24 protein-coding genes are annotated in these 25,790 nt (G+C 44.7%); 22 read left to right on the top strand and 2 right to left on the bottom strand.

Going from position 1 to position 25,790, the window contains the following annotated elements:
• The first annotated feature begins 74 nt into the window (after positions 1-74).
• The 4 genes from AC5W14_RS01525 to AC5W14_RS01510 all read left to right on the top strand — a co-directional run bounded on the left by AC5W14_RS01525 (position 75) and on the right by AC5W14_RS01510 (position 3,599).
• Complete coding sequence (locus AC5W14_RS01525; protein WP_496193540.1) at positions 75-1,283, top strand: MFS transporter; 1,209 nt, start codon at positions 75-77, stop codon at positions 1,281-1,283.
• 72 nt (positions 1,284-1,355) lie between these two features.
• Entirely contained in the window at positions 1,356-1,907 is a 552-nt protein-coding gene (gene rsmD, locus AC5W14_RS01520) for a 16S rRNA (guanine(966)-N(2))-methyltransferase RsmD (protein ID WP_496193539.1), read from the top strand.
• Between the two features lie 72 nt (positions 1,908-1,979).
• Positions 1,980-2,468 carry a pantetheine-phosphate adenylyltransferase gene (gene coaD, locus AC5W14_RS01515; protein ID WP_496193538.1) on the top strand — a complete coding sequence of 163 codons (489 nt, stop codon included), beginning with the start codon at positions 1,980-1,982 and terminating at the stop codon, positions 2,466-2,468.
• Between the two features lie 81 nt (positions 2,469-2,549).
• The gene (locus AC5W14_RS01510) at positions 2,550-3,599 is read left to right on the top strand and encodes a SepM family pheromone-processing serine protease (RefSeq protein ID WP_496193537.1); all 1,050 of its coding nucleotides are present in this window, start codon (positions 2,550-2,552) and stop codon (positions 3,597-3,599) included.
• A gap of 232 nt (positions 3,600-3,831) precedes the next feature.
• Here the strand turns inward: AC5W14_RS01510 and AC5W14_RS01505 are convergent, their stop codons facing one another.
• Positions 3,832-5,034: a nucleotidyltransferase gene (locus AC5W14_RS01505; protein WP_496193536.1), complete on the bottom strand. Its 1,203-nt coding sequence runs from the start codon at positions 5,032-5,034 to the stop codon at positions 3,832-3,834.
• Between the two features lie 168 nt (positions 5,035-5,202).
• On the opposite strand from AC5W14_RS01505, the gene AC5W14_RS01500 reads away from it, so the two are divergent.
• The 3 genes from AC5W14_RS01500 to AC5W14_RS01490 all read left to right on the top strand — a co-directional run bounded on the left by AC5W14_RS01500 (position 5,203) and on the right by AC5W14_RS01490 (position 6,872).
• Entirely contained in the window at positions 5,203-5,736 is a 534-nt protein-coding gene (locus AC5W14_RS01500; protein ID WP_496059374.1) for a YceD family protein, read from the top strand.
• A 117-nt stretch (positions 5,737-5,853) separates the two neighbouring features.
• Entirely contained in the window at positions 5,854-6,030 is a 177-nt protein-coding gene (gene rpmF, locus AC5W14_RS01495; RefSeq protein ID WP_120192339.1) for a 50S ribosomal protein L32, read from the top strand.
• 86 nt (positions 6,031-6,116) lie between these two features.
• Complete coding sequence (locus tag AC5W14_RS01490; protein WP_496059375.1) at positions 6,117-6,872, top strand: enoyl-CoA hydratase/isomerase family protein; 756 nt, start codon at positions 6,117-6,119, stop codon at positions 6,870-6,872.
• A 38-nt stretch (positions 6,873-6,910) separates the two neighbouring features.
• Here the strand turns inward: AC5W14_RS01490 and AC5W14_RS01485 are convergent, their stop codons facing one another.
• Complete coding sequence (locus AC5W14_RS01485) at positions 6,911-7,384, bottom strand: N-acetyltransferase (protein ID WP_496059376.1); 474 nt, start codon at positions 7,382-7,384, stop codon at positions 6,911-6,913.
• A 225-nt stretch (positions 7,385-7,609) separates the two neighbouring features.
• On the opposite strand from AC5W14_RS01485, the gene AC5W14_RS01480 reads away from it, so the two are divergent.
• The 15 genes from AC5W14_RS01480 to ftsZ all read left to right on the top strand — a co-directional run bounded on the left by AC5W14_RS01480 (position 7,610) and on the right by ftsZ (position 25,768).
• On the top strand, positions 7,610-7,993 hold the full coding sequence (locus tag AC5W14_RS01480) for a DUF3397 domain-containing protein (protein ID WP_496059377.1): 384 nt from the start codon (positions 7,610-7,612) through the stop codon (positions 7,991-7,993).
• Positions 7,994-8,009: 16 nt separating this feature from the next.
• Complete coding sequence (gene bshC, locus AC5W14_RS01475) at positions 8,010-9,626, top strand: bacillithiol biosynthesis cysteine-adding enzyme BshC (protein WP_496193535.1); 1,617 nt, start codon at positions 8,010-8,012, stop codon at positions 9,624-9,626.
• Between the two features lie 126 nt (positions 9,627-9,752).
• Positions 9,753-11,441 carry a methyl-accepting chemotaxis protein gene (locus tag AC5W14_RS01470; RefSeq protein WP_496059379.1) on the top strand — a complete coding sequence of 563 codons (1,689 nt, stop codon included), beginning with the start codon at positions 9,753-9,755 and terminating at the stop codon, positions 11,439-11,441.
• A 162-nt stretch (positions 11,442-11,603) separates the two neighbouring features.
• Complete coding sequence (gene mraZ / locus AC5W14_RS01465) at positions 11,604-12,035, top strand: division/cell wall cluster transcriptional repressor MraZ (protein ID WP_496059380.1); 432 nt, start codon at positions 11,604-11,606, stop codon at positions 12,033-12,035.
• Between the two features lie 36 nt (positions 12,036-12,071).
• Positions 12,072-13,028, top strand: a complete 957-nt coding sequence (gene rsmH, locus AC5W14_RS01460) for a 16S rRNA (cytosine(1402)-N(4))-methyltransferase RsmH (RefSeq protein ID WP_496059381.1) — start codon at positions 12,072-12,074, stop codon at positions 13,026-13,028.
• A complete protein-coding gene (ftsL, locus tag AC5W14_RS01455; RefSeq protein ID WP_496059382.1) occupies positions 13,021-13,386 on the top strand; it encodes a cell division protein FtsL in 366 nt (121 codons plus the stop codon). Before rsmH ends, ftsL begins: the two co-directional genes overlap by 8 nt.
• 121 nt (positions 13,387-13,507) lie before the next feature.
• The gene (locus AC5W14_RS01450) at positions 13,508-15,850 is read left to right on the top strand and encodes a penicillin-binding protein (RefSeq protein ID WP_496193534.1); all 2,343 of its coding nucleotides are present in this window, start codon (positions 13,508-13,510) and stop codon (positions 15,848-15,850) included.
• 156 nt (positions 15,851-16,006) lie between these two features.
• The gene (locus AC5W14_RS01445; RefSeq protein ID WP_496193533.1) at positions 16,007-17,476 is read left to right on the top strand and encodes a UDP-N-acetylmuramoyl-L-alanyl-D-glutamate--2,6-diaminopimelate ligase; all 1,470 of its coding nucleotides are present in this window, start codon (positions 16,007-16,009) and stop codon (positions 17,474-17,476) included.
• Between the two features lie 34 nt (positions 17,477-17,510).
• Entirely contained in the window at positions 17,511-18,479 is a 969-nt protein-coding gene (mraY, locus tag AC5W14_RS01440; RefSeq protein WP_496193532.1) for a phospho-N-acetylmuramoyl-pentapeptide-transferase, read from the top strand.
• Positions 18,479-19,834, top strand: a complete 1,356-nt coding sequence (gene murD / locus AC5W14_RS01435; protein ID WP_496193531.1) for a UDP-N-acetylmuramoyl-L-alanine--D-glutamate ligase — start codon at positions 18,479-18,481, stop codon at positions 19,832-19,834. Before mraY ends, murD begins: the two co-directional genes overlap by 1 nt.
• A gap of 40 nt (positions 19,835-19,874) precedes the next feature.
• Positions 19,875-20,975 carry an undecaprenyldiphospho-muramoylpentapeptide beta-N-acetylglucosaminyltransferase gene (gene murG / locus AC5W14_RS01430; protein ID WP_496193530.1) on the top strand — a complete coding sequence of 367 codons (1,101 nt, stop codon included), beginning with the start codon at positions 19,875-19,877 and terminating at the stop codon, positions 20,973-20,975.
• Between the two features lie 16 nt (positions 20,976-20,991).
• The gene (gene murB, locus AC5W14_RS01425; protein WP_496059388.1) at positions 20,992-21,906 is read left to right on the top strand and encodes a UDP-N-acetylmuramate dehydrogenase; all 915 of its coding nucleotides are present in this window, start codon (positions 20,992-20,994) and stop codon (positions 21,904-21,906) included.
• Positions 21,907-21,964: 58 nt separating this feature from the next.
• Positions 21,965-22,969: a cell division protein FtsQ/DivIB gene (locus AC5W14_RS01420; protein WP_496193529.1), complete on the top strand. Its 1,005-nt coding sequence runs from the start codon at positions 21,965-21,967 to the stop codon at positions 22,967-22,969.
• 229 nt (positions 22,970-23,198) lie between these two features.
• Positions 23,199-24,530: a cell division protein FtsA gene (gene ftsA / locus AC5W14_RS01415; RefSeq protein ID WP_496193528.1), complete on the top strand. Its 1,332-nt coding sequence runs from the start codon at positions 23,199-23,201 to the stop codon at positions 24,528-24,530.
• Positions 24,531-24,568: 38 nt separating this feature from the next.
• Positions 24,569-25,768, top strand: coding sequence for a cell division protein FtsZ (gene ftsZ, locus AC5W14_RS01410; RefSeq protein WP_496193527.1), 1,200 nt, complete (start codon positions 24,569-24,571; stop codon positions 25,766-25,768).
• The last annotated feature ends 22 nt before the right edge of the window (positions 25,769-25,790 follow it).

Genomic DNA, 25,790 nt, shown 5'->3' with positions numbered 1-25,790 from the left:
GAAGAACGGTATTGGCAGCAATATTGTTTCGATTGCCGGAATATAATATAATGAGCGGGAAAGAAGGAATTCATATGCCAAAATGGAAGAAGAATTTATACATACTTGTTGTGTCGCAGTTTATGGTTATGGCTGCTATGACGATGATTATTCCTTTTCTCCCGCTTTATCTGCAGGAGCTCGGGGTAACCGATCCGCAGTCTATAACCATTTGGGCTGGATTTATATTTGGTATTAACTTCTTAAGTGCGTTTATCGTTTCTCCGTTCTGGGGGAAGCTGGCTGATAAATATGGAAGAAAACCGATGGTGCTGCGTTCGGGAATTGGTATGGCGGTCGTTATGATTTTGACCGGCTTTGCTACGGGGCCGTGGAGCCTTTTGTTTCTAAGACTTCTGAACGGAACCATCTCAGGATTTATTCCTGCTTCGATTGCTTTGGTGTCCACCAACACTCCAAAAGAAAAAGCGGGCTATGCGCTGGGTATTCTTCAATCCGGTGCGGTGGCCGGCGGCATATGCGGTCCGTTGTTCGGCGGACTGCTCGCAGAAGCGTTTGGCTTCCGGACTATTTTTAATATAACAGGTATCGGCCTGGCGCTTGCAGCGCTCACCGTTTGGCTGTTTGTAAAAGAAGAGTTCACGCCGCCCGAAGCTGGAGAAAAAACAAGTACGATGGATGATTTTAAAAAAATAGCAGCGGTTTCTCCGATTGTTCAAATATATATGGTCGTATTTATTATTCAATTTGCGCTGATCGGTGTCAACCCACTCGTTTCTTTATATGTGGAAGATTTAAGCGGCGGGGTGAATAGTGCATTTTATGCAGGTCTGGCTGTGTCTTCTATGGGAATAGCTAATATGGTGGCAGCCCCTATTCTCGGAAAAACAAGTGACAACAAAGGAGCGTATTATACCCTTTTCGTCTGTTTAATCGGTGCCGCTGTCTTTTCGGTGCCGCAGGCCTTTGTGACCAACTTATGGCAGCTGATTGCCATGCGGTTTATGACAGGCCTCTGCCTCGGAGGGCTGCTTCCTGCTGCCAATACTTTAATCAGGCAGCTGGCGCCATCAGGTATGGAAAGCAGAACATACGGATTTTCGAATAGTTTTCTATTTTTAGGTTCTCTGCTTGGGCCGATTATCGGCGGGCTGCTGGCCGCGGTGTACGGCATTCAGGGAGTATTCTTAGTTTCAGCTGTAATGCTTACGATAGCGGTCATTATTATGAAAGTGTATGTTATACCGGGAATTAAAAACAGAAACAAGGACACCGCCGATTAGCAGGTTTACACCCATCTGTGCATGCGGTACTATGTGATCAGTAAACGCCCGTCTTAAAGGAGAGGAAACGTAGTGAGGATAGTAGCAGGCTCTTTTAAAGGAACTATAATTAAAGCGGTGCCCGGTAACAAAACGAGACCTACGGCTGATAAAGTTAAAGAAGCTGTATTTCACCGGCTTGGTCCTTTTTTTGAAGGGGGAGAGGCACTGGATTTATTTGCCGGCACGGGAAGTCTCGGTCTGGAAGCGTTAAGCCGTGGCTTCGATAAAGCAGTATTTATTGATCAGGCCTCCCAGGCCCTTAAAACGATTAAATTGAATATAAATCAATGCCGCTGCGGTGACCGGACGGAAGTATACCGAAATGACGCAGGACGCGGACTTGAAGCGCTGGCACGTCGAAAAAGATCATTTGACGCTGTGTTTTTGGATCCTCCTTATGCAGCAGGGAAAATTCCAGCTCTTCTTGAGAAGCTGAATGATCTTCAGTTAATAAATAAGGGTGGATTTGTTTTATGCGAGCATGCTTCCAAAGAAATCCTGCCGGACCAGACAGGAAACCTGCAGAAACACCGGGAGGATAAGTACGGGGATACGATGATAACAATTTATTATGAAAGCTGATATAATAAAGCGAATCAATAGACCATAGAGAATACTGCAGGTGTTTAACGCAGATATAGAGGGGGAACCGTCATGGCAAGTGTAGCTGTATATCCTGGAAGCTTTGATCCCATTACAAATGGCCATCTGGATATTATTGAAAGAAGCGCCAAAGTGTTTGATCGGGTGATTATATCCGTTTTACATAATAGAAATAAAGTACCGTTGTTTTCTGTGGAAGAACGAGTGGCTATGCTGGAAGATTCGATAAAGCATATCCCAAATACAGAAGTGGATTCATTTAATGGACTGCTGATTGAATATATTAAAGAAAAAAAAGCTCATACCATTGTAAGAGGGCTTCGGGCAGTATCTGATTTTGAATATGAGATGCAGGCAGCGTCGATCAACCGCAAGCTTGCTCCGGACATTGAAACCTTTTTTATGATGACAAATAATCAGTATTCATATCTAAGTTCAAGTATTGTAAAAGAAGTGGCGAAGTATGAAGCAGATGTAGGAGATCTTGTGCCGCCAATGGTGGAAAAAGAACTTAAAAAGAAGTTTTCTGCCTCTACGTAACACACTTTAAGGTTTGGGGCAGAATACCCCAAACTTTTTCTATGTATAAAGAGATGGAGATGAACCAGAGGAGGAAAACGATTGGCAGAACAACAGAAAAAGAAAAGATGGAGCCGCAGCTGGGTTATCTTCGGACTGCTTCTGCTCATACTTATAGTAAATCAAATTCCGCTTCCCTACTATTATTCCCAGCCCGGCGAGGCGAATGCCCTTGAAGATATCATTATGGTAGAGGGCGGCGAAGGGGAGGAAGGGGAATTTTATATTACGACGATCCTCCAGAGAAGAGCGAATATCCCGCTTTATCTATGGGCCCAGGTTTCGCCTTATAGAGAAGTAACACCGACAGATTCTTACTTAATGGATGGTGAAACAGATGATGAGTATTTTCACCGTCAGGAAATGATGATGACAAGCTCACAGGAAGCCTCCAAGCTTGTTGCCTACCGGGAAGCGGGACTCGAGCCTGATATCGAATATGAAGGCATACGCGTCACAGAGGTTATTGAAGGAATGGACGCGGCAGCCCATCTGCAGGAAGGCGATCTTATTACTTCTGTGAACGGTACAGGGGTTAATACATTGGAAGAGCTTAATGCAGAGCTGGAAAATGAAGAAATCGGCACCGAAATAACGGTCGGACTTACGAGAGCGGAAGAAGAAGAAACCGCCTCGGTAGCTATCGACAGATTTCCAGAAGAAATGGACAGCGAAGGAAGAGGCGGCCTTGGTCTATTATTTCCTTATACGCAGCGAAGCATTGAATTTGATCCGGAAGTTGAAATAGAAGCTGGAGCAATCGGTGGTCCTTCAGCAGGACTAATGTTTGCTCTGGAGATATATAATCAACTGACCCTGGATGATCTGACAAAAGGACTAAAGGTGGCAGGTACCGGTACGATTGATGATGAAGGAAACATTGGCCGCATCGGCGGCATTGAACAGAAAGTTGTTGCAGCGGAAGAGTCCGGAGTGGACGTATTCTTTGCCCCGGATGACGATCTGGACTCTCTTTCGAATTACGATCAGGCGGCCGAGACGGCAGCGGATATAGAGGCAGAAATGGAAGTAATCGGTGTAAGAACATTTGAAGAAGCCGCTTCCTATCTGGAAGCTTACACCCCTTCTTAATACAAAAACCTGTACAGGGGTGCTTTCCGCAGGCCATGCCTTAAGATAAAGAGGAAAAAAACGACCTCTTTATCTTCACCTATGGCTGTTCTGCAGGAGTCACCCCTGTGTGTTTTTCTTTTCACCTTTTCAACAAAGTGTTAAAAGAATTCGAGATCGTGTATAGATATACAAGGTGAAATAGTTTCTCGACAATCTGAAAACCGGAAAGCCTTGAGGGCTTTCCGGTTTTTCATAATATAAGGGGGGGCAGAGTGTATTCTTCTTTCCAACGGGCCGTTTTCCAATCGGGAAAAGGCAGGTAATAAGTAGAGGAAGCCCTGTCTTCTAGTAACGCCTGGCCGGTTTTTCTGCGTGGCATTGAGGTCTTCAGTGGGATCGTGAATGATTTTTTCCGCTGCTGCAGATACGCTCGGCCCGCTGAGGTCATCCCAAGCAGTCTCATATACTGAGGCTGCCCATCTGTCATGGCGTCAGTCATTTCCGATTTTGTTACCCCAAGAAGAAACTGAATGGATGCGCGCTGCAGGCGGGTCGTCGTATAGCGTTTTGTTTTAGCGGCAGCCAGCATGGCCGCAAAGCTTTCTTCCCGGGCATGTTTGGCAAGAAGCCGTTCTAGTCCTTCCTCCGCCTCGTACATAGTGCTTAAGTGTTCACGGGAAACCGTCAGAAGCTTTGCCTGCAGAAAAGGAAAGTAGTGCTCCCATTCCACGAAAGGCGCCTGACCCGCGTAGGCTGTAAGCAGCGAAAAGGCGGATGCGGGCATATAAGGTTCAACAGATGAAGCTGTTTGGTCAATAAGTATTCTTCGGATTGCTGTTGCGCTTGCTATGTGTGCTGAAGGAAGTTCCTTGTCATGAAAGGCAGCTCCTGTCCGTTTAATAGTAACCGGTTCAATAGAAGCCCGCAGGCTCTTTACGGCCTGTATGTAATGCAGTCCCAGGCTGTTGTTAGGCTCAGCGATATCGGGAAGGTCTTCAGCCGGAGAGAGAGCTTTAAAAGCAGAAGCGGCAGCCCGTGGATAGCTGTAGCCGAGCTGATTAAAATAGCGTACATGTTTATCATATTCCAGCCGGTGTTCGTCTAAAAAAGAAGCGAGGGAGAGAAAAGGCTCGATGGTACCGGCTTCGCTTCCAAAACAAAGGTAGTCTGTGCCCAGCTGCTTTAGAATGGAGACAGCGCCGCGTGCGAAAACAGAGGCGTGCTGACTGGAGAAGGCATACGGAAGTTCTATTACAATATCCGCGCCTTCGAGAAGAGCCATTTCTGTGCGGATTCGCCGGGGAACAACAGCCGGTTCTCCTCTTTGAAGGAAGTAGCCGCTCATTACAGCTACAACGGTATCGGCTCCCGTGATCCGCCGCGCTTCCTGCAGATGGAAGGCATGGCCATTATGAAACGGATTGTACTCAACAACCACTCCTACTGCTGTCATAATAGACCCCCTTTCAATATTTGGTGCTCATCATATTTTTTTCTTTATTAAGAGACGCCGAAATGGTAAAATAGAGCCACTATTCCTTACATTATAATGTAAAGAAAATATGTTGACAAATATAGTGATGGTGGATATAATTATTTTTGTTGCCTTGAGGTGATGTAAATGAAATGGAGTATACAGCAGCTTTACGCAAAGCGGGTCCGAGGACTCGTTGTTGACGATGAAGTGAATGTAGATGAGTTAAAAGAAAGAGACAGCGAAATCAGGGATATTTCACCTGCGAAAGTAAGCGGGCACGCTGAATTTTCAGCTGATGGACTAGTAACCTTCTTTCTTCGGATATCCGGGGAAATGACGCTGCCCTGCGCAAGATCGCTTGCAGACGTCCGCTATTCATTTGAAACGGAAACAGAAGAGATGTTTCAAATAGACGGTTACAAAGACACAGAAGATGAAGACGTTCGTGAACCGGAAAATGGTTTTGTTGATCTGCTTCCGGCTGTAAAGGAAAGCATTCTGCTTTCTATACCTATCCAGGTTTTTGCTGATGAAGAAGAACAGAAAAAAGGTCCGGCTCCTCTTGAAGGAGAAAACTGGTCTTTGATCTCAGAAAAAGAAGCATCTGAAGAAACGGAAAAAGAAGCAGACACCGTAGACCCTAGATTAAAGGATTTAAGCAAATTCTTTGATAAATAAAGATGAAGCACAAAGATAACCGCATTTTCTTTTGTATTCATAAGAGAAATTTTCATGAATATATGGTAAAATGTTGTGTCTGACTAGAAGTGTAACTTGTATAAGGAGGTGGGTAACATGGCAGTACCATTTAGACGTACTTCTAAAACCCGCAAAAGACAGCGCCGTTCACATTTGAGAATGGAAATTCCGGGTATGGTAAAATGTCCGGATTGTGGTGAAATGAAACTTTCACACCGCATCTGTAAAAATTGCGGTTCTTATAAGGGAGAAACAGTAATCGAAAAAAAATAACCAGAGAAAGCTGCATAGTGGGTATATCCATTATGCAGCTTTTTTTGAATAAAATGATAACGTTTTCATAGAAGGGGAGAGAAAAAATGGAAAAAAAGGTGATAAAATCAAATATAGGCGGGCGTTGCATCATAAAAATTAATCGGCCGGAAGTGCATAATGCTGTAGATTTTGACGTTATGCATCTTTTAAACCGGTATTTGGATGAAGCTGCCGAAGATACAGCGGTTGAGATGCTGGTTCTTACAGGAACGGGGGGAAAAGCGTTTTGTGCAGGAGGGGATTTACGAGCCTTTCAGCATCTACATACAGAAGAAGAAGCGTTTCAAATGCTTAACGGCATGAGCGGTGTTCTTAAAAAAATAGCGGCATTTCCCTATCCGACTGCAGCCTTGTTAAATGGAAATGCATATGGCGGCGGGGCGGAACTTGCCATGGCATGTGATGTAAGAGTAGCAGTTCCTTCCGCATCTTTTGGTTTTACGCAGGGGAAATTTGCGATTACTACAGGATGGGGCGGGGGGGCGCTTCTGCTGAACAAAACTCCTTACGATACCGCCGTGAATGTATTATGTTCCTCAAGAGTATACTCTGCCCGGGACTGGCATGAGATGGGGATAATTACCGAAGTGCAGGAAAGCCCTGAAGCTGGAACTATCCTGGGGTGGCACAACGGGGAAAAAGAAGTTAATAAAGCCTATAAAACATTAGCAAGAAGAATGCTTAATGAAGAAAAATTGTTTGCTATGATGGATGAGGAAGTACGCACCTGCGCCGCTCTATGGGCCGAACCGGCCCATGAGAAAGCAGTCGAGCAGTTTCATTCCAGAAAAAGAATATAAAAAAAGGCCCTTTCCATTTTTGGAAACGGGCCTTCTCATTATTCCTGCGGCTGAACGCCTTCAGGGTACCAGACAAAAGGATTTTCCCCGCGGTCACGATCCGGGTCATACGTAACAGGCTGAAAGCCCATCTTATCCCAAAAGTCATCGGAACGCTGACGTGCATTTGTTTTTACAGGGATGTTAAAACTTTTGGCGTGTTCTACGAGCGCCTGCCCGTATCCTTTGTGTTTATAACCTTCCAGCACTTCGAGTTTCCAAAGCTCTAAATAACCTTTTGGCGGATCAAAGTACTGATCATATTTGCTTTCAATTTTATACAGGCACATTCTGGCAACCAGCCTGTCACCATAATAAATACCGTAAAAAGGAGATTCGCTGTCGTTTTCAATAATGTTTTCCTCGAGCTCTTCTTTCATGGACAGCTCCTGGGCTCCCACTTCTTTAAACTGCTGAAAATCTTCAAGTGTTTTAAAATTTATAAGTAAGCGCTTTACTTTTTCCGTTGCCATAATCATCCTCCTCTGTCTATTCTAATTCTATTGTACTATAAAGGTTCCCATATTTGTGTAATAATAAAAGAAGAAAAAATAGACCGAATAGTAAGAAAAATAAAGAATCAAACTTAGGGGTTAGGCAATGGGAAGGGAGTATGCTAGAATTTATAGGGATTTACAAAATGACTACACGGAGCTTAGCGCAAATAGGAAAAAGCTCCGAAAGAAAGCGTGAAGTATATGCAGATTTTTATAGACGCAATCGTCGGCACTTTGTTGCTTCTCCCTTTTTTAGGATGGTACATACTCTATTTCATACAAGCAAAGATTACGAAGAAAAAAAGAAAATCAATGCGGAGGGCATCGGAGTTTTCCTCTCTGTTTTTTGCCACATCCATTTATTTTTACGCCCAGCTTTTATGGGGGCTGTCTGTATTGTGGATTATATTCCTGGTTGTTCTGGTAATCGGTATCATTGTATTAATACTTCACCGGAAGTATAGATTAGATATGGAATTTCCAAAGATTATGAAAAGCATGATGCGCTTTTCTTTTGCCGTATTTTTTGCGGCATATATCCTGATGCTACTTTATGGATTAATTGATTATTTCTTTATTGCTTAAGAAAGGCAGGCCTCTTATGAATACGACCATCGGAGATGTAGAGTTATCTACATTTAACACAGCTTATAAAAACCTGCATCCGTCTGCTGTTGCTCTGTTTGATTATATTCCGTCCGCAGACGGAATCCAAAAACGGCACACAGCGTTATTGCAAAAATCTTTTGAGAGAGAAGAGCTGGCAGAAGCTCTTTTTTCATTCAACAAAAAGTTTTTATACAATCAAAAAGCATTAGGTGCTATAGAGCGTTTAAAAAACAAAAAAGCTACGGTAGTAGTTGGAGGGCAGCAGGCAGGTCTTCTGACTGGTCCAATGCTTGTTATTTCCAAAGCTTTAAGTATTATTTCGCAGGCGAAAAAGCTGGAACAGGCCACAGGCTCTCCAGTTCTGCCTGTTTTCTGGATAGCCGGGGAAGACCATGACTGGCTTGAGATTAATCATATTTGGGTGCCGGGCGGAAACGGCCCTGTGAAAGTACGGTACAAAGGATATAAAAAAGAGCAGCTTGCAGCTTCCGAACAGCAGCTGCCTTCGCAGGACTTATCTGTATTTATTACGGAAGTGTTCAGGCATTTAGAGGAGACCGAACATTCTGTTTCCCTGCTGAAGACAATAAATTGTCTCGCCGAAAGGTCGGCTTCCGTGTCTCTGTTTTTTGGAGAGTGTATGCGCTGGCTGTTTAAAGATACAGAGCTGATTTTGCTGGATGCGCATGATGAACAGATTAGAGCATTGGAAAAGCAAGTATTTACGAATGTCATAACCAATAATGAAAAAATAAGAAGTGCCCTTAAAGAGGGGGAAGCAAAACGAACAGAAGCTGGTTTCTCTCCGGTGGAAGGTATAAACGCCCAAAGCAGCCACCTGTTTTATCATCTCCCTCAGCGTGATTTGTTATACCCACTGCCCGGTGGAGGCATGGAGACGAAAAGCGGCAGAGTATTCGATACAGATACATTGATGAAAGAAGTGCAGAAAAAACCATTTCCTTTCAGTTCCAACGTAGTGACAAGGCCATTGACCCAGGAGGCGCTTCTGCCTGTGCTTGCTTTTATCGGCGGTCCGGGTGAAGTGAATTATTGGAGCCTGCTGAAGCCGGTTTTTCATGCAATGGACTACGCTATGCCCCCGGTGTTGTTAAGACAGCACTTGACCGTGCTGGATAAACAAACACAGAAACTATTGAAAAACGAAAAAATTCCGGTGGGCAGCGGCGCAGTAAAAGAAATAGCGTGCAGGATAAAAGCTGTCGAAGATTCTCCTGCTTTCCAGGAAGGACGTTCGGCGGCTGAGGCAATGGTGGAAGAAATAAAGCCTATGCATGAACAGCTGGCGCAGAATTGGGAAAAAAAGCGCCCGGCTGAAAAAAGCTTCGCAGAAAACAACTGGCGGCGGATACAAAACGAAATATTCGCTCTCGCCAATCGAATCGATTCCGTAGAAAAAGAGAAAGCGGGCCGGCAGTTGAAAAATTTGAAAGAAGCCCTGCAGGTTCTTCAGCCGAATGGTATCCCTCAGGAAAGGGTGTACTCGATATTCTGGCTGCTTAACCTGTATGGACCGGAAATAGTAAATACGATGTCCGAAGCGCTGGAGACTTCGTTTGCATCGGCCCAGCATTATATCGAACTGTAACCCGCCTAATCATAGGCGGGTTTTTTTGTTGTAGGTATTTTTATTAAAGAAAACATCGAAATTGTAAAAAATTCCAGAAAGTGACCGATAGTAAATAAGTATAAATAATAATAAGGAGACAAACACATGTGGAACAATAGAAAAATCGGATCGAAAATTAACATTATCGTGCTGTCGATTCTGGCGCTGCTTTTTATCGGTCTTGGAAGCGTTGTATACTGGCAGACTTCAGAGAGTATTAAAAAAGCGTCCACAGAGAAAGCGGCGTCGGATCTTCAATTAGGGCGCGAAGCATTAAACGGTGCCTATCCGGGAGAGTGGGCGCTGGTAGATGGTACTCTCGTTAAAGGAGAGACGCCGGTATCCGATGAAATGGTGGATTACATAGGGAATATCACTGAAGGAACAGTGACTATATTTCAAGAGGACACCCGTGCTGCTACCAATGTAATGGTGGATGGAGAGCGGGCAGTCGGCACCCAGGCTTCTCCGGAAGTAATAGAAACTGTAATGAATCAACAGGAAACATACACAGGAGAAGCGGACGTTGCAGGCAATATGTATCAAACGGCATACGAGCCGATTGTTGATGAAAACGGACAAGTGGTGGGTATGTGGTACGTAGGAGCATCACAGGAATTAATCAGTGAAACTGTAACTATTATGATGACAGCCTTCGTACTTATTTTCGTCGTAATGGCCGCGCTGGCAACTTTTTTCGTGTGGTTGTTTACGAAAGGATTGAATAAGCGGCTTCAAACGATGACCAATGCGCTGCAGCGTGCAGGTCAGGGTGACTTTTCCGTTGAGTTGGAGGATCATTCAGGTGATGAAATCGGTCGTCTGGCCAGGGACTATAATGAAATGAAAGAGAAGCTGACAAGGCTTGTCCATCAATTATCAATTTCTTCTGAGCAGGTGGCCGCTTCTTCTGAAGAGCTTACCGCAAGCGCTGAAGAAACGAGTAAAGCGTCCATACAGATATCGGAAAGCATCCAGCAGGTAGCTTCCGGTACAGATCAGCAGACTGCCTCTACGGAGGATGATCTAACCATTTTGCGAAATCTTGCTGAAGGGATGGAAACCTTGACGGTGCAGGTGCATAAGGCAAAAACCGTATCGGAAGACACTTCTTCTAAATCCAATAACGGATTTGATGTGGTGGAACTTGCTACAAGCCAGATGAAAAGCATCCGCAGCACCACAACAGACAGTGCAGCGCATGTTGAAACGCTGGGACAGCAGTCTATGCAGATAGGAAGCATTGTAACGCTTATTAGAGAAGTGGCTGAGCAGACTAACCTGCTGGCATTAAACGCTGCTATCGAAGCGGCAAGGGCAGGGGAGCAGGGAAGAGGATTTGCAGTGGTGGCAGAAGAAGTGAGAAAGCTCGCAGAGGAATCCCAACTTTCTGCAAAACAGATTGAAACCATTGTGTTTGACATAAAAACCGGCATTGAATCAGCAGTTGTGTCAATGAAAGAAGGAGAAAAAGCAGTTGATACAGGAATGGATTATGTCGTAAAAGCAGGACTCTCCTTTAAAGAAATTTCGCAGGGAGTTCACGAAATGGAAGAACAAATGATCCAGGCTTCCGGCAATGTAGAAGATATGGCTGATAAAACAAAAGGGCTGGAACGTTCAATGGCGGAATCTCTTACTGTGTTAAAAGAGGCAACGGGGTATTCGGAAAATGTTGCTGCAGCGGCTGAAGAACAGACAGCCTCCATGCAGGAAGTTTCCAGTGCTTCCGGAAGTTTAGCTGCAACGGCGGAAGAATTACAGCAGTCAATGCAATCTTTTATCCTTAAGTGAACAAAGGTATGGCGGGCCCGCGTCCTTAAAGGATACGCGGGCTTTAATTAGGACTATATTAGATAATTGTGAATTTAAGTAAATTTTTTTGAAGAAATCGTGGTACAAAGTGGTGGAATGTGGTAACTTTAGGATAGACAGTGGAGGAAGAGGGTTGCAGCCATGTTTATGGGAGAGCATCACCACAATATTGATGACAAAGGAAGAATGATTATTCCTTCCCGTTTTAGAGAGTCCCTCGGGAAAACATTTGTTATCACTAGAGGAATGGATGAATGCCTGTTTGTTTACCCCATGGAAGAATGGCAGCTGCTTGAAAAGAAAATGGAAAACCTTCCTTTCACTAAAAAAGATGCAAGAGCTTTTACCAGATTTTTTTTCTCAGGGGCTTCCGAATGTGAATTAGACAAGCAGGGAAGAAGCATGATTCCTGCGACCCTTCGTCAATACGCCGGTTTATCAAAAGAGTGTGTTGTAATTGGTGTCTCAGCAAGAGTGGAGATTTGGAGTAAAGAAAACTGGGAGAGGTATTTTTCCGCTTCGCAGGAATCTTTCTCCGAAATAGCAGAAAATATTGCAGATTTCGACTTTTAAGCCAATGAAGGGAACAATGGAGGTGCCTGAAACGTTTTGAATAATTTCACCCATGAAACAGTCCTTTTAAAAGAAGCCGTGGAAGGACTTGCTGTAAAAAAGAACGGCATCTATGTGGACGCCACCCTTGGTGGAGGCGGACACAGCGAAGAAATAGTCAAACAGCTTGATGGAACAGGACATTTATATGCATTTGACCAGGATGAGCGGGCGATTGCCTCCGCTGAGAAAAGATTAGCTCCATTTAAAGAAAACATGACGATTATCCGGGCAAACTTTGCCTCCATTAAAGAGGAACTGCATCAGCTGGGTGTTTATAAAGTGGATGGAGTACTGTTTGATTTAGGTGTGTCATCGCCGCAGTTTGACGAGGCGGATAGAGGATTCAGCTATCGGTATGACGCACCGCTTGATATGAGAATGGACCAGCGCCAAAGCTTAACGGCATGGCACATAGTGAATGAATGGAGTTTTTCTGACATACAGCGAGTGATTTCCAGGTTTGGAGAAGAAAAATTTGCCAAGCAGATTGCCAGAAAAATTGAAGCGGCACGGGAATCAAAACCAATAGACAGCACATTTGAACTTATCGACATAATTAAAGATGCGATCCCGGCCCCGGCCCGAAGAAAAGGCGGACATCCGGCTAAAAGAACATTTCAGGGTATCCGAATGGCAGTAAATGGCGAACTCGATGTGATGGAAAAAGCGTTAATTGACAGTATTTCCATACTTCGAGAAGGAGGAAGGCTCAGCGTTATTACTTTTCATTCTTTAGAGGACCGTCTTTGTAAGCGGATCATTAAAGAAAAAAGTTCCTATCCCGAACTTCCGCGAGGCCTGCCGGTTATTCCTGAAAGCGCAGAACCCGAGTTGAAAAAAATAACAACAAAACCAATTATTCCAACGGAGCAGGAACAAGAAGCCAATAGAAGATCCCATTCTGCAAAACTAAGAATAGCTGAAAAAAATCAGGAGGTCAGCAATGGATAACTTAGCCAAACAAATTCAGCGGCAGAGACATCAAAAAGTAGAAATACATAAAGAAGCGCATGAACATGTGAAAAAGAGTATTACAAAAGGTGAAAAAATGATTATTAGTACAGCTGCTGTATTAATCATGGCTGCCTGCTTTTTCATTATCTCCAATTTCGCTGCAATTTATGGCCATGAAAGAGAAATATCTTCATTATCCCAGTCGGTCAGTCAACAGTCGGAAGTAAATCAAAGTTTGGAAGTTGAAATTTCCGAGCTGAGTGCTCCAGACCGGATTATGTATTATGCCAAAGAAGAACTTGGCATGAGCCTTCAGGATGATCAGGTAAAAGTAATTCAAAGCGTCAATCAATAATCGTAAATAGGAGGCTGGCTGCGGGGGGAATCTCCTTCATGCCAGCCTCTTTCGAGGATAAGAACAAAAAAACGGGGTTGCTCCGAAAGGCCCTGAGATCTTACAGGCGGTGAAAAGTGTTATGGCAGCACGAAGAAAAAGCACAATTATGAGAGCACTGATCCTATTAGGCATTGTCAGCTTATTTTTTATGATTTTCACAGCGAGAGTAGTATATGTGCAGGTCGGCAAGGAAGTCAGGGGGCAGGACCTCGAGGAAATGGCAGAATCCAGATGGACGACGACCCAGACGCTTCACGGAGAGCGCGGCACCATCTATGACCGCGGCGGAGAAGCGCTGGCTGAAGAAGTTCAGTCTTTTACAGCTTTTGCTATTCTGGATCAGGATTATGAAGACCATATCGAAGACCCCGCCCAGACTGCCAGAGACTTATCGCCTCTAATTAATATGGAAGAAGAGGAACTGGAGAATCTTCTTTCCCAGGACGATAGATTTCAGGTAGAACTTGGAGCAGGGGCAAAGTATTTAAGTCTTTCAGAAAAAGAAGCAATTGAAGAACTGGATATTAACGGTATTCAATTTACGACAGAGCCGAAACGGTATTATCCGAACCAGACGTTTGCTTCGCACGTGTTAGGATTTACAAACCGGGATATGACAGAATCTCTTATGGGACTCGAACGCGGTCTGAACGATAATCTGGAACCTGAAGATGGAGAGTTGAGTTATGAAAGAAACCGGCAGGGTGTTCCACTTCTTGATCCGAATGAATTAGTAGACGAGCCGGAAGATGGAGAAGATGTCTATCTAACGATTGATTCGAATATCCAGACCGTTTTGGAACAGGCTATGACGGAAGTAGATGAAACATACAACCCCAATAAACTTACGGCGGTTGTAGCGAATGCAAAAACCGGGGAAATACTCGGAATGAGCAATCGGCCAAGCTTTAATCCAAACGAATATGAGTCGATTACGAACTACACCAATTTTGCTGTCTCCGATAGAATTGAGCCTGGTTCAACGATGAAAATGTTTACTTTGGCTGCAGCAATTGAAGAAGGCGTGTACGATGGAGAGGAAGAGTATAAGTCCGGACGCTATGAAATTTTGGACAGCCGGATTTCCGATCATAACAACGGAGAAGGCTGGGGCGAAATTGATTATGATGAAGGCCTGAGGCGTTCATCCAACGTGGCGTTCGCCAAGCTGGTGTTGGAGAAGCTTGGCGCAGATACTTTTTTCTCCTATATTGATGCTTTTGGCTTCAGAGACATTACAGGCATTGATCTTCCAAACGAGGCAAATAGTTCAATAGCAGATTCTGATGATTTAGACGCTGGGGTTTCCGCTTTTGGCCAGGCATCCGCCTACACGCCAATTCAGCTCGTACAGGCAGCTTCAGCAATTGCAAACGACGGGGAAATGATGAAGCCTTATGTTTTGGATCGTATTCATGATGAACAGGAAGATGTAGACACGTACAAAGCGAGCCCCGAATCAGCAGGTAACCCTATCAGTGCTGAAACGGCAAAAGAAGTGAGAGATAAGCTGGAAACAGTTGTCTCAGCAGAAGACGGCACCGGGCGTCCTTATCAAATTGACGGCATTGATGTGGCGGGTAAGACAGGAACGGCTCAAATCAGCAGCGACGATGGATCCGGCTATTTATCCGGTGAAGACGAAAATATATTCTCCTTTATGGGAATGGCCCCTGCAGATGATCCAAGCATTATCGTGTATGTGGCGGTAGACCGTCCGGAACTGGACGGTTCCGAATCCGGTTCTGCTCCGGTGTCACAGATATTTAATCCGGTAATGAAGCAGAGTCTTTCGTACATGAACATCGCTCCTGATAATGATGTTGAAAATGAAGAAGTTTTTGATGAAACAGGGATTGAAACCGTGGATTTCACTGAAATGACGACACAGCAGGCTCAGGATAAAGTAGAGTCTCTTGGTTTAACTCCGGTTGTTGTGGGAGCTGGAAACGACATTGATTCCCAGCTGCCGGAAGCCGGAAGCAATGTTATTGCCGGTGAAAAAGTATTTTTAAGAACAAATGGTGAGGCGGTTATGCCGGATATGACGGGCTGGTCGATAAGAGACGCCAAGCGTTTCAGCGAGCTTCTCGACAAACCGCTGCGTTTTGAAGGATCCGGTTATGTAACCGAACAAAATATTGATCCGGAGGCAGTCGTCCCTGAAAAAGGTGGTATTACGATTACTCTTATGACTCCGGCTGAATTAAGAGAAGAAGAAGCAGCTGCTGCTGAAGAAGAACCTGAAGAAGTTTCAGAAGAAGAATCTGGAGAAGAAACCGCTGAAGAGACAGAAGAAGGTACCAACAGCGATGAAGCAGATGAGGATTCTCCGGAAGAGCAGGAAGAGCTTCAGGAAAACGATGAAGAGACCGTGCCTGAAGAAGCTCCTCTTGAAGAAGAGGCGGCTGACACAGAATAAATGAGGTCTTCGAGCGGAAATGATAAAAACAAGGGTGACAAACTTTTATAGGAAGCTTAAAATGAAAATGGTGAAACGGCCGGGGTATTTCCTTGGCCTGTTCATTTGTCAGCCGGTTTTTACAAACAAAAAACGCAATTCGCAGGAGAGTATAAAATGATAACCCTACATGATTTACTGCCGCCGGTATTGGTTCACGGCGCCCTTCCAACGGAAAATCCCAAGATAACATCCATTCATATGGATTCCAGAGAGGTGGTTTCCGGAGGGGTGTTTTTCTGCATTGAAGGCTATACTGTCGACGGCCACAAATACGCAGAACAGGCTGTAGGCAATGGTGCCTGTGCAGTAATAGCCAAATATCCGCTTGAGCTTTCTGTGCCGGTGCTGGTCGTCCGTGATACACAAAAAACGATGGCGATAGCGGCAAGCCGCTTCTATCAGCATCCAACGAAAGAAATCAGGCTGATTGGAATTACAGGAACCAATGGAAAAACGACTACAAGCCACCTCGTTGAAGCAATTTTAAAAGAAGCTTCTATCCAAACAGGTCTTATCGGAACGATGTATACCAAAATTAATGAAGAGATTTATGAAACGAAAAATACGACACCGGAATCGGTCACGATACAGAAAATATTCCGGGATATGAACGATCAGGACGTCGGCTCCTGCATAATGGAAGTGTCTTCCCATGCTCTGGATTTAGGAAGAGTGCGAGGCTGTGATTTTAACACTGTTGTTTTCACCAATTTGACCCAGGATCATCTTGATTATCACGAGACAATGGATAAATACATGCAGGCTAAAAGCTTATTATTCAGTCAGCTGGGAAATTCCTATGATGGCGAAGAGAAAACAGCAGTCCTGAACGCGGACGATAATGCTTCCGCATTTTTTGAAAGAGTCTGTTCCGCTCCGGTGATTACGTATGGAATAGAACAATCGGCAGACATCCGTGCGGAGAATATCTCCATGTCGCCGACCGGAACGTCCTTTACGATTGTAACCCCATGGGGAGAAGAGCCGCTTTCTCTTTCGATGGCAGGTAAATTCAGTATTTATAACGCACTGGCAGCAGCCGCGGCAGCTCTTGCAGAAGGAATTGCTCTTTCTACTATCGTGTCGGCGCTTGGAAAAGTAAAAGGAGTTGCAGGACGGTTTGAACTAGTAGAGTCAGAGGAAGATTTTGCAGTTATTGTTGATTACGCCCATACGCCGGACAGTTTAAAGAATGTGCTGGAAACGGCACGCGAAATGGCAACCGGCTCTATATACACAGTGGTAGGCTGTGGAGGTAACCGTGATAAGACGAAGCGTCCGGAAATGGCGCATATCGCGGTAACATTATCCGATATGAGTGTGTTTACCGCAGATAATCCAAGAGATGAAAACCTGTCTTCCATCATTGATGACATGACAATGGGTTTGACAAATACAAACTTTACAGTGATTGAAGACCGCAGGGCAGCCATTGAATATGCAGTGGAAAAAGCAGAACCTGGTGATCTTGTATTGATTGCAGGTAAAGGACACGAAACATATCAGATCATAAAAGATCAGGTATTCTCTTTTGATGATAGAAAAGAAGCAGAAACAGCAATAAAAAATAAAACACATAAGTAAAACTGTTTGTTTTTAATAGAAAGGACGTCCAATAATGGCGCTCAATGTAATAATAGCCTGCATTTTGGCTTTCGTATTTATGATTATTCTTACTCCCTTTTTTATACCGGCTTTAAAGAAATTTAAATTCGGGCAGAGTATCAGGGAGGAAGGGCCGGAGTCCCACATGAAAAAAGGCGGTACTCCGACAATGGGCGGCATTGTCATTCTTGTCTCTCTTGTTTTAACAATGATTGTTATGACCATCTGGACCGGTTTTAGTACAGAGCTTTTTCTACTGCTTTTAGTAACCGTTGGATTTGGTACTCTCGGTTTTCTTGATGACTTCATTAAAATTGTAAAAAAACGCAATCTCGGTCTGACTTCTAAACAGAAGCTGGCCGGCCAGGCAGTAATAGCCCTGATTTTTTTCCTCGTTATTTACTCAGGGGATTTCAGTACATCTGTGGCTGTGCCGGCGACAGATTTCAGCGTGGATCTTGGATTTTTATATTTCTTTTTAGTTATTTTTATGCTTGTCGGGGCATCAAACGCCGTAAACTTAACCGATGGACTGGATGGCTTGTTGGCAGGCACAGGAGCCATAGCCTTTCTTGCTTTTGCGATTCTGGCCTGGATTCAGGGTGCATCTGATATCGCTGTCTTCTCTTTTGCTATAGTAGGCGCTTGTTTAGGATTTCTTGTGTTTAACGCCCATCCTGCTAAAGTATTTATGGGAGACACTGGTTCTCTTGCACTCGGTGGAGCGATAGCTGCAATTGCTATTCTGCTCGGTGCTGAACTGATTCTGGTTATTATCGGCGGTGTTTTTGTAATTGAGACACTATCGGTTATTATCCAGGTGGCATCTTTTAAATTAAGAGGCAAGCGTATTTTTAAAATGAGTCCAATCCACCACCATTTTGAACTTTCCGGCTGGTCGGAGTGGAAAGTAGTCACCGTATTCTGGAGTGCAGGACTTGTTCTCGCAGTAGCAGGAATAATAATTGAGGTGCTGATATAATGGAGCAATCCCTGTATAACAATAAACATATATTAATTGTGGGCCTTGCTAAAAGCGGGATGTCCGCCGCAAGGCTGCTTCATCGTCTTGGCGCTCACGTAACAGTGAACAATGGGGCTTCTTCTGAAGGAACTGCAGAAGAAAAAGAGTTAACCCAATTAGATATCCCGCTTCACAGCGGCGGGCATCCATTGTCTTTGTTGGAAGAAAAAGTTGATATGGTCGTAAAAAACCCCGGCATCCGCTATGATCTGCCGCTGCTTGAAAAGGCAGCGGAGATGAATATTCCAGTTATTACAGAAATGGAAATAGCGGGCCATTTATGTAAGGGTACGATGATAGCCATTACCGGTTCCAACGGAAAAACAACCACTTCAAGTCTCCTTCATGCTCTGCTCGAAGAAGGTGGAAAAACCTCCTATCTGGCCGGAAACATTGGTACAGTAGCCTGTGAAGTAGCAGAAAAAGTAAAACAGGATGAGTTTATGGTGACGGAGGTTTCAAGTTTTCAATTAAAAGGAAGTCCCTCCTTTAAGCCTGCTATTGGTATAATATTAAATATTTTTGACGCTCACCTGGATTATCATGGCTCGAAAGAAGATTATGTAGAGTCTAAAGGAAAGGTATTTGCCAACCTTACAAAGGAAGACTACGCTTTATACAATGCGGATGATGCCGAAGTAACGGCGCTCGCTGAACAGTCGAATGGCCGGCTTTTTCCTTTCTCTACAGCAAAGCTGCTAACAGAGGGAGCCTGCATTAAAGACGGGTGGATGATGTTTAACAACGAGCCCGTTATGGAAATGAGCAGGGCTTCTCTGCCGGGCAGACACAATCATGAAAACATGCTTGCCGCCGCCGCGGCTGCAATGCTGAGCGGTGTCAGCGGTGAAGCAGTGAAGAACGTATTAACTACATTCCAGGGTATCAAGCACAGGCTTCAATACGTAGGAGATGTGAATAGCGTTCGCGTGTACAATGATTCAAAAGCGACTAATATTCTATCGACCCAAAAAGCCATTGAAGCTTTTTCAGACCCGGTCGTTCTGATTGCAGGAGGGTTGGATAGAGGAAATGAGTTTGACAGCCTCGAATCCGCCTTTACCGGCCTGAAAGCGGTAGTAGCCTATGGTGAAACAAAATACAAACTGGCGGATACCGCAGAAAAAGCGGGATTAAATATAGTGAAAATTGTAGATACCCTCGAGGAAGCAACCGCCGCGGCCGCAGATATTGCAGAGCCGGGAGAAGTTCTTCTTCTTTCTCCGGCGTGTGCAAGCTGGGACCAGTTTAAAACGTTTGAACAAAGAGGCGACCTTTTTATCCAGGAAATAAATAAACAAAAAAAGCAGTAATATGTTTTTCGACACCGGAAAAGCAAAAAGGAGTATTTGAATGAAAATAGTAATAACCGGAGGCGGGACCGGAGGCCATATTTATCCGGCACTGGCCCTTGTAAAGGAAATAAAAAGAATAGCGCCTGAGAGTGAATTTTTGTACATTGGTACAGAAAAGGGTCTGGAAAGCGATATCGTACCGCGGGAAGGTATTCCATTTCAAACGATCGAAATAACCGGATTCAAACGGAAGCTTTCCTTCGATAATGCAAAAACGCTCTGGCGGTTTGTTAACGGGACATCCAAAGCGAAAAAAATGATTAAAGAATTTCAGGCAGATATTGTAATCGGTACCGGCGGATATGTAGCCGGCCCGGTAGTATATGCGGGTGCGAAGCTGAATATTCCGTGTATCATCCATGAACAAAACAGCGTTCCGGGATTAACCAATAAATTTTTAAGCAGATATGCTGAAAAAGTTGGAATTGCTTTTCAGGAAGCAGCTTCATTTTTCCCTGCCAACAAGGTGGAATTTGTCGGCAATCCACGGGCGTCTGAAGTGGCAAACCATTCTCCGGTTAATCCTCTGGCTTCGATGGGACTCAAGCCGGACCGTAAAACCGTATTGATCGTAGGCGGCAGCAGAGGCGCAAAGCCGATCAATGAAGCATTTCTTGGTTCATTAAAGGAAACCGCCGGGCAGGAGTGGCAGTATTTATATGTAACCGGCTCCGTTCATTACGATAATGTGATGGAAAAGGTAAAAGAGGCCGGCAGTCCGGAAAATGTTTCCATCCAGCCTTTTCTCCATAACATGCCCGACGTTCTTCACCACATTGACCTGATTGTAACGAGAGCAGGAGCTACGACGATCGCAGAGATTACAGCGCTTGGCATTCCTGCTGTTTTAATACCAAGTCCATATGTCACGAATAATCATCAGGAAAAAAATGCGCTGGCTCTTGAAATAAATGGAGCGGCCATTCTCCGCAAAGAAAAAGATGTAACGAGTGAAGTGCTCATGCAGGATATTCAATCCATACTGGCAGAGGACAGCAAATGGCAGGAAATGAAAGAGGCATCACTCAGTCTCGGTGTACCGGATGCTTCCAGCCGCCTCTACAAAGTAATGGTCTCATTAATAAAGTCAAATGCATAAAGGAGGGAGCATTTTCATGACAGCAGTACTGCAGCGTCTTAAAGATAAACAGGTAGGATATGTTGCTGAAGCCGAACCATTATCCAAACACACCACCTGGAAAATCGGCGGACCGGCTGATTTGTTTATAGAACCGGATTCGGTAGAAGGCCTGGTAGCAGCTTTGGAAGAAATTAAAGAACAACAGCTTCCTTGGCGTGCTATTGGAAGAGGGTCCAACCTTTTGGTGGACGATAAAGGAATTGAAGGGGCCGTCATCAAACTTGGCAATCGATTGAGCGGGATGGAGCTGGATGAAGAAAACGGAGTTCTTACAGTCGATGCCGGCTATTCATTAATTAAGCTGGCCACCATTATAAGCAAAAAAGGATACTCCGGGTTTGAATTTGCAGGCGGCATTCCAGGCACAATCGGAGGAGCCGTCTTTATGAACGCTGGTGCACACGGCACGGAAATAGCGGATGTGCTGGTGAAAGCGAGAATACTGTATCCTGATGGCAGATTGGAATGGATCGCTAAGGAAGACATGGGATTTTCTTATCGGACATCAAGACTCCAGAAGGAAAAAGGAATCTGCGTGCAGGCAGTTTTTCAGCTGAAAACAGGAAAAAAAGAAGATATTGTAGCAGAGATGCAAAAGCATAAGAGCTACCGCAGAGAGACGCAGCCGTGGAATATGCCTTGTGCGGGAAGTGTCTTCCGTAATCCTCTCCCGCACCATGCCGGACAGCTGGTCGAATCTTCCGGTCTTAAAGGATATTCTCATGGTGGAGCGCAGATTTCCGAGCTTCATGGTAATTTTATCGTTAATACCGGAGAGGCAAAAGCAGAAGATGTGCTGGCCATTGTGGAACATGTGAAGCATACAGTTTGGGAAAAGTACCAGGTCGTAATGAATACGGAAGTAGAAATTGTGAAAAGGCGCGAGTAATGCGTTTTTTCACGATTTCTTTACATAGTATCCGGGGCAGGATTGGAGGATGAAAAAGGTGTCTGATAAGAAAGTAGTGCCGATTGAAGAACGGATTCCCACCCTACAGGAACAGCGAAGAAAGCGTTCGAATAGGCGTTTTATAATATACCTTACCATCTTTTTGATCTTAATTGGTCTGGTGATCTATTTCCAGTCTCCACTAAGCAATGTACGTGCAATAGAAGTGGAAGGAAATCAGATTGCAGAGGAAAATGCCATCGTTGAAACGAGCAGCATCGTGCAGGGGGAAAATATCTGGGCTATTGACCGCGGAGAAGCCGAAGCGCAGATAGAAGAGCTTGAAGAGGTTCAGGAAGCGTCAATCAGCCGTTCTCTTCCCGGAAGAGTAGTTATCGATATTACCGAACAGGAACGAGTCGGCTATATCGCTTCAGAAGGGATATATATTCCCGTGTTAACGACTGGTGCCGTGCTGCGTGATAAACCTTCCGAGCAGATCCCAAGCGATGCCCCGCTCCTGCAGGGGTTTTCCAATGAAAAAAAACTGGAAAATTTCTCAGCAGAGCTGAGCAATGCAGGAGATGGTATTAGAAACAGTATTTCCGAAGTGATTTTTTCACCGACAGAAGAAGATCCCAACGAACTGAGACTTTACATGAATGATGGCCTTGAAGTAGAAAGTACCATTCCTGGATTTGCTGAACATATGGCCTCCTATCCTTCGGTGTCTGCAGAAGTTGACCGGAGCATACCGGGAATTCTGCATATGAAAATGACGCCGTATTTTGAAAGCGATGAAGAAGCTGTGGAAGAAGAAGAATCAGATGAGCTTCCGGAGGAAGAAGGCGGAAATGAAGGAGCGCCGGAGGAAGCGGCGGCAGAGGAAGCAGGAGAAGCGGCGGAGTCCTCTGAAGAAGATGGGACAGAGGATGCTCCGGCAGAAGAGTCTGAAGCTGATGAAGATTCGGTGGAAGAAACCGAAGAATCAACTGAAGAGGCCGGGGATATTTCGGAAACGGAGCCTGAAAATGAAGAAACAGCGCCCGTTAATGAGGAATAACAGTGAATTTAATTCAACGTGCTCTTTTCTGCGGAGCATAATTCATGTAAACTAGACGTTATAGTGTAAATTACCTTTTCATTTTATATTAAAAAGTGATCTCATTAAAAAAAGTAAATAATTTTCTGTTAAGATACCACAACAGCGTGTTGCTCATGTAATATAAATAGAGTAAACAACTCGGAATCTAAAACAGAGACTTGGGTGTTAGCATAGGAGGTGCCGACTAGTGAATAATGAAGATATTTATGTAAGTTTAGATATTGGTACATCTGCCGTTAAAGTGATTATTGGGGAGATGTCAGGCAAATCTTTACAGGTGATTGGCGTAGGAACCGCACCTTCAAGAGGAATGAAAAGAGGAGCTATCGTCGATATAGATGAAACAGTTCATTCTATTAGAGAAGCAATTCAAAAAGCCGAACGTATGGTAGGCCTTTCTATTACCCGCGTTATTCTCGGAGTGAACGGCAATCATATTGAAATGAAACCATGCAGCGGAGTAGTGGCTGTATCAAGTTCTGACCGTGAAATCCGCGATGAGGACATTGACCGGGTGATGGATGCGGCCCAGGTGCTCTCCATTCCACCGGAAAGAGAAATTGTAGATACGATCCCGACACAATTTATTGTAGACGGACTGGAAGGGATAACCGACCCGCGCGGCATGATGGGTGTCCGCCTGGAAGTGGAAGCCACGCTGATTACCGGTGCAAAAACAACATTACATAACCTGCTGCGTTGTGTAGAAAAAGCCGGACTGGAAATCGAGGCACTCTGCCTTCAGCCTTTGGCAGCCGGTGATTTTGCACTTTCTAAAGATGAAAAAACGCTCGGTGTGGCAATGGTCGATATTGGAGGCGGTTCTACAACGATTTCCGTTTTCAAAGATGGTATGATGCAGGCACTTCGTGTGCTGTCTATCGGCGGAGACCATATTACAAACGATATTTCTGTTGGACTGCGTACAACTTCAGAAGAAGCTGAGCGCATAAAGAGACATCACGGCTATGCATTTATTGATGATGCTTCCGAAGATGTAACCTTCAGCATGAATACAATGGGAAATGATCATTCAGAAGATTATTCCCAGTATGAGATTGCCCAGATTATCGAACCAAGACTCGAAGAGATTTTTGAGCTGGTGCATGAAGAAATTTACCGGATGGGTTATTCTGATCTGCCCGGCGGCTATATCTTTACAGGCGGTTCTGTTATGATACCTGGAACGCTTGATCTGGCAGAAGATGTGCTGCGTCAAAACGTGCGCATGACCGTGCCGGATTACATCGGCGTCAGGGAGCCTATTTATACAACTGCGATCGGACTTATTGAATTTGCCCATGAACATGTTAAAATTCAAGATAAGGAAATGGCGGTTACGTCTGCTTCGGAAGAACAGTCTTTTCAGGCTGCCCCTCTTCCACCGGCAGAAACAAAGCCCAAGAAAGACCGTAAAGAAACCAGGGAACAGCGCGAAAAAGAAAATCAATCTAATCAGTCTGATCAGCCTACCGTAAAAAGCAAAATGAAGAACTTTTTCAAAGTGTTTTTTGAATAAAATAAAAGGTCAGAATTGATAAACTAGGAGGATCATTGATGTTAGAATTTGAAATGGATATGGACCAGCTCGCACAGATTAAAGTCATCGGAGTAGGGGGCGGCGGTTCCAATGCGGTTAACCGCATGATTGAAAACGGCCTTCAGGGGGTAGAATTTATTTCTGTTAACACAGACGCCCAGGCCCTTCAGCTATCCCAGGCAGAAACAAAGCTTCAGCTCGGCGGAAAGCTTACCCGCGGGCTTGGCGCAGGGGCTAATCCTGAAATCGGTAAAAAAGCTGCTGAAGAAAGCAAAGAGCAGATCGAAGAAGCGCTTATGGGCGCCGATATGGTATTTATTACTGCAGGTATGGGAGGCGGAACCGGAACTGGTGCTGCTCCGGTTATCGCAGAAATCGCCAAAGAAATTGGCGCTCTTACAGTAGGTGTAGTAACAAGACCGTTTACGTTTGAAGGCAGAAAGCGTTCAAGCCAGGCGGCAAATGGTATTATTTCTTTAAAAGAAAAAGTCGATACATTGATTGTGATTCCAAACGATCGTCTGCTTGAAATTGTAGACAAAAGCACTCCAATGCTTGAAGCATTCCAGGAAGCAGATAACGTTCTCCGCCAGGGTGTTCAGGGTATCTCCGACTTGATCGCAGTACCGGGACTTATCAACCTCGACTTCGCCGATGTAAAAACCATCATGAGTGAAAAAGGTTCTGCTCTTATGGGTATTGGTATTGCCACCGGCGAAAACAGAGCAGCAGAGGCGGCTAAAAAAGCCATTTCCAGCCCACTGCTGGAAACCTCTGTAAATGGGGCGCAGGGCGTCCTGATGAACATTACGGGCGGCGCGAACTTAAGCCTGTTTGAAGTTCATGAAGCAGCAGAGATTGTCTCTGAAGCCTCTGACCTTGAAGTGAACATGATCTTCGGTTCGGTTATTAACGAAAACCTTCAGGACGAAATAGTCGTTACGGTTATTGCTACCGGTTTTGAAGACAACGAAGATAAAAGAGCAAGAGTGAACCCAAGAGGTCAGGCTCAGCAGCAGAGTGCTTCTCCTAGAAGAAGCCAGCAATACAGCCAGCCGGCTTCTGCAAGAAGCCGTCAGACTCCGCCGCCAATCGCCGGACGTGAAGACGAATATGCAGAGCAGCCAAGAGAAAGAGAATCCCACTCTCCGGCTGAAGAAGAATCAGATGCGCTTGATATCCCGGCATTCCTTAGAAACCGCCGTAAGAAAAAATAAATTCTAAAGCCGGACGTGTTCA

The sequence above is a fragment of the Sinobaca sp. TMA16-18 genome, from assembly GCF_059510535.1.
Note: the sequence above shows the minus strand (reverse complement) of the source record. Positions and strands in the feature narration are given on the sequence as shown.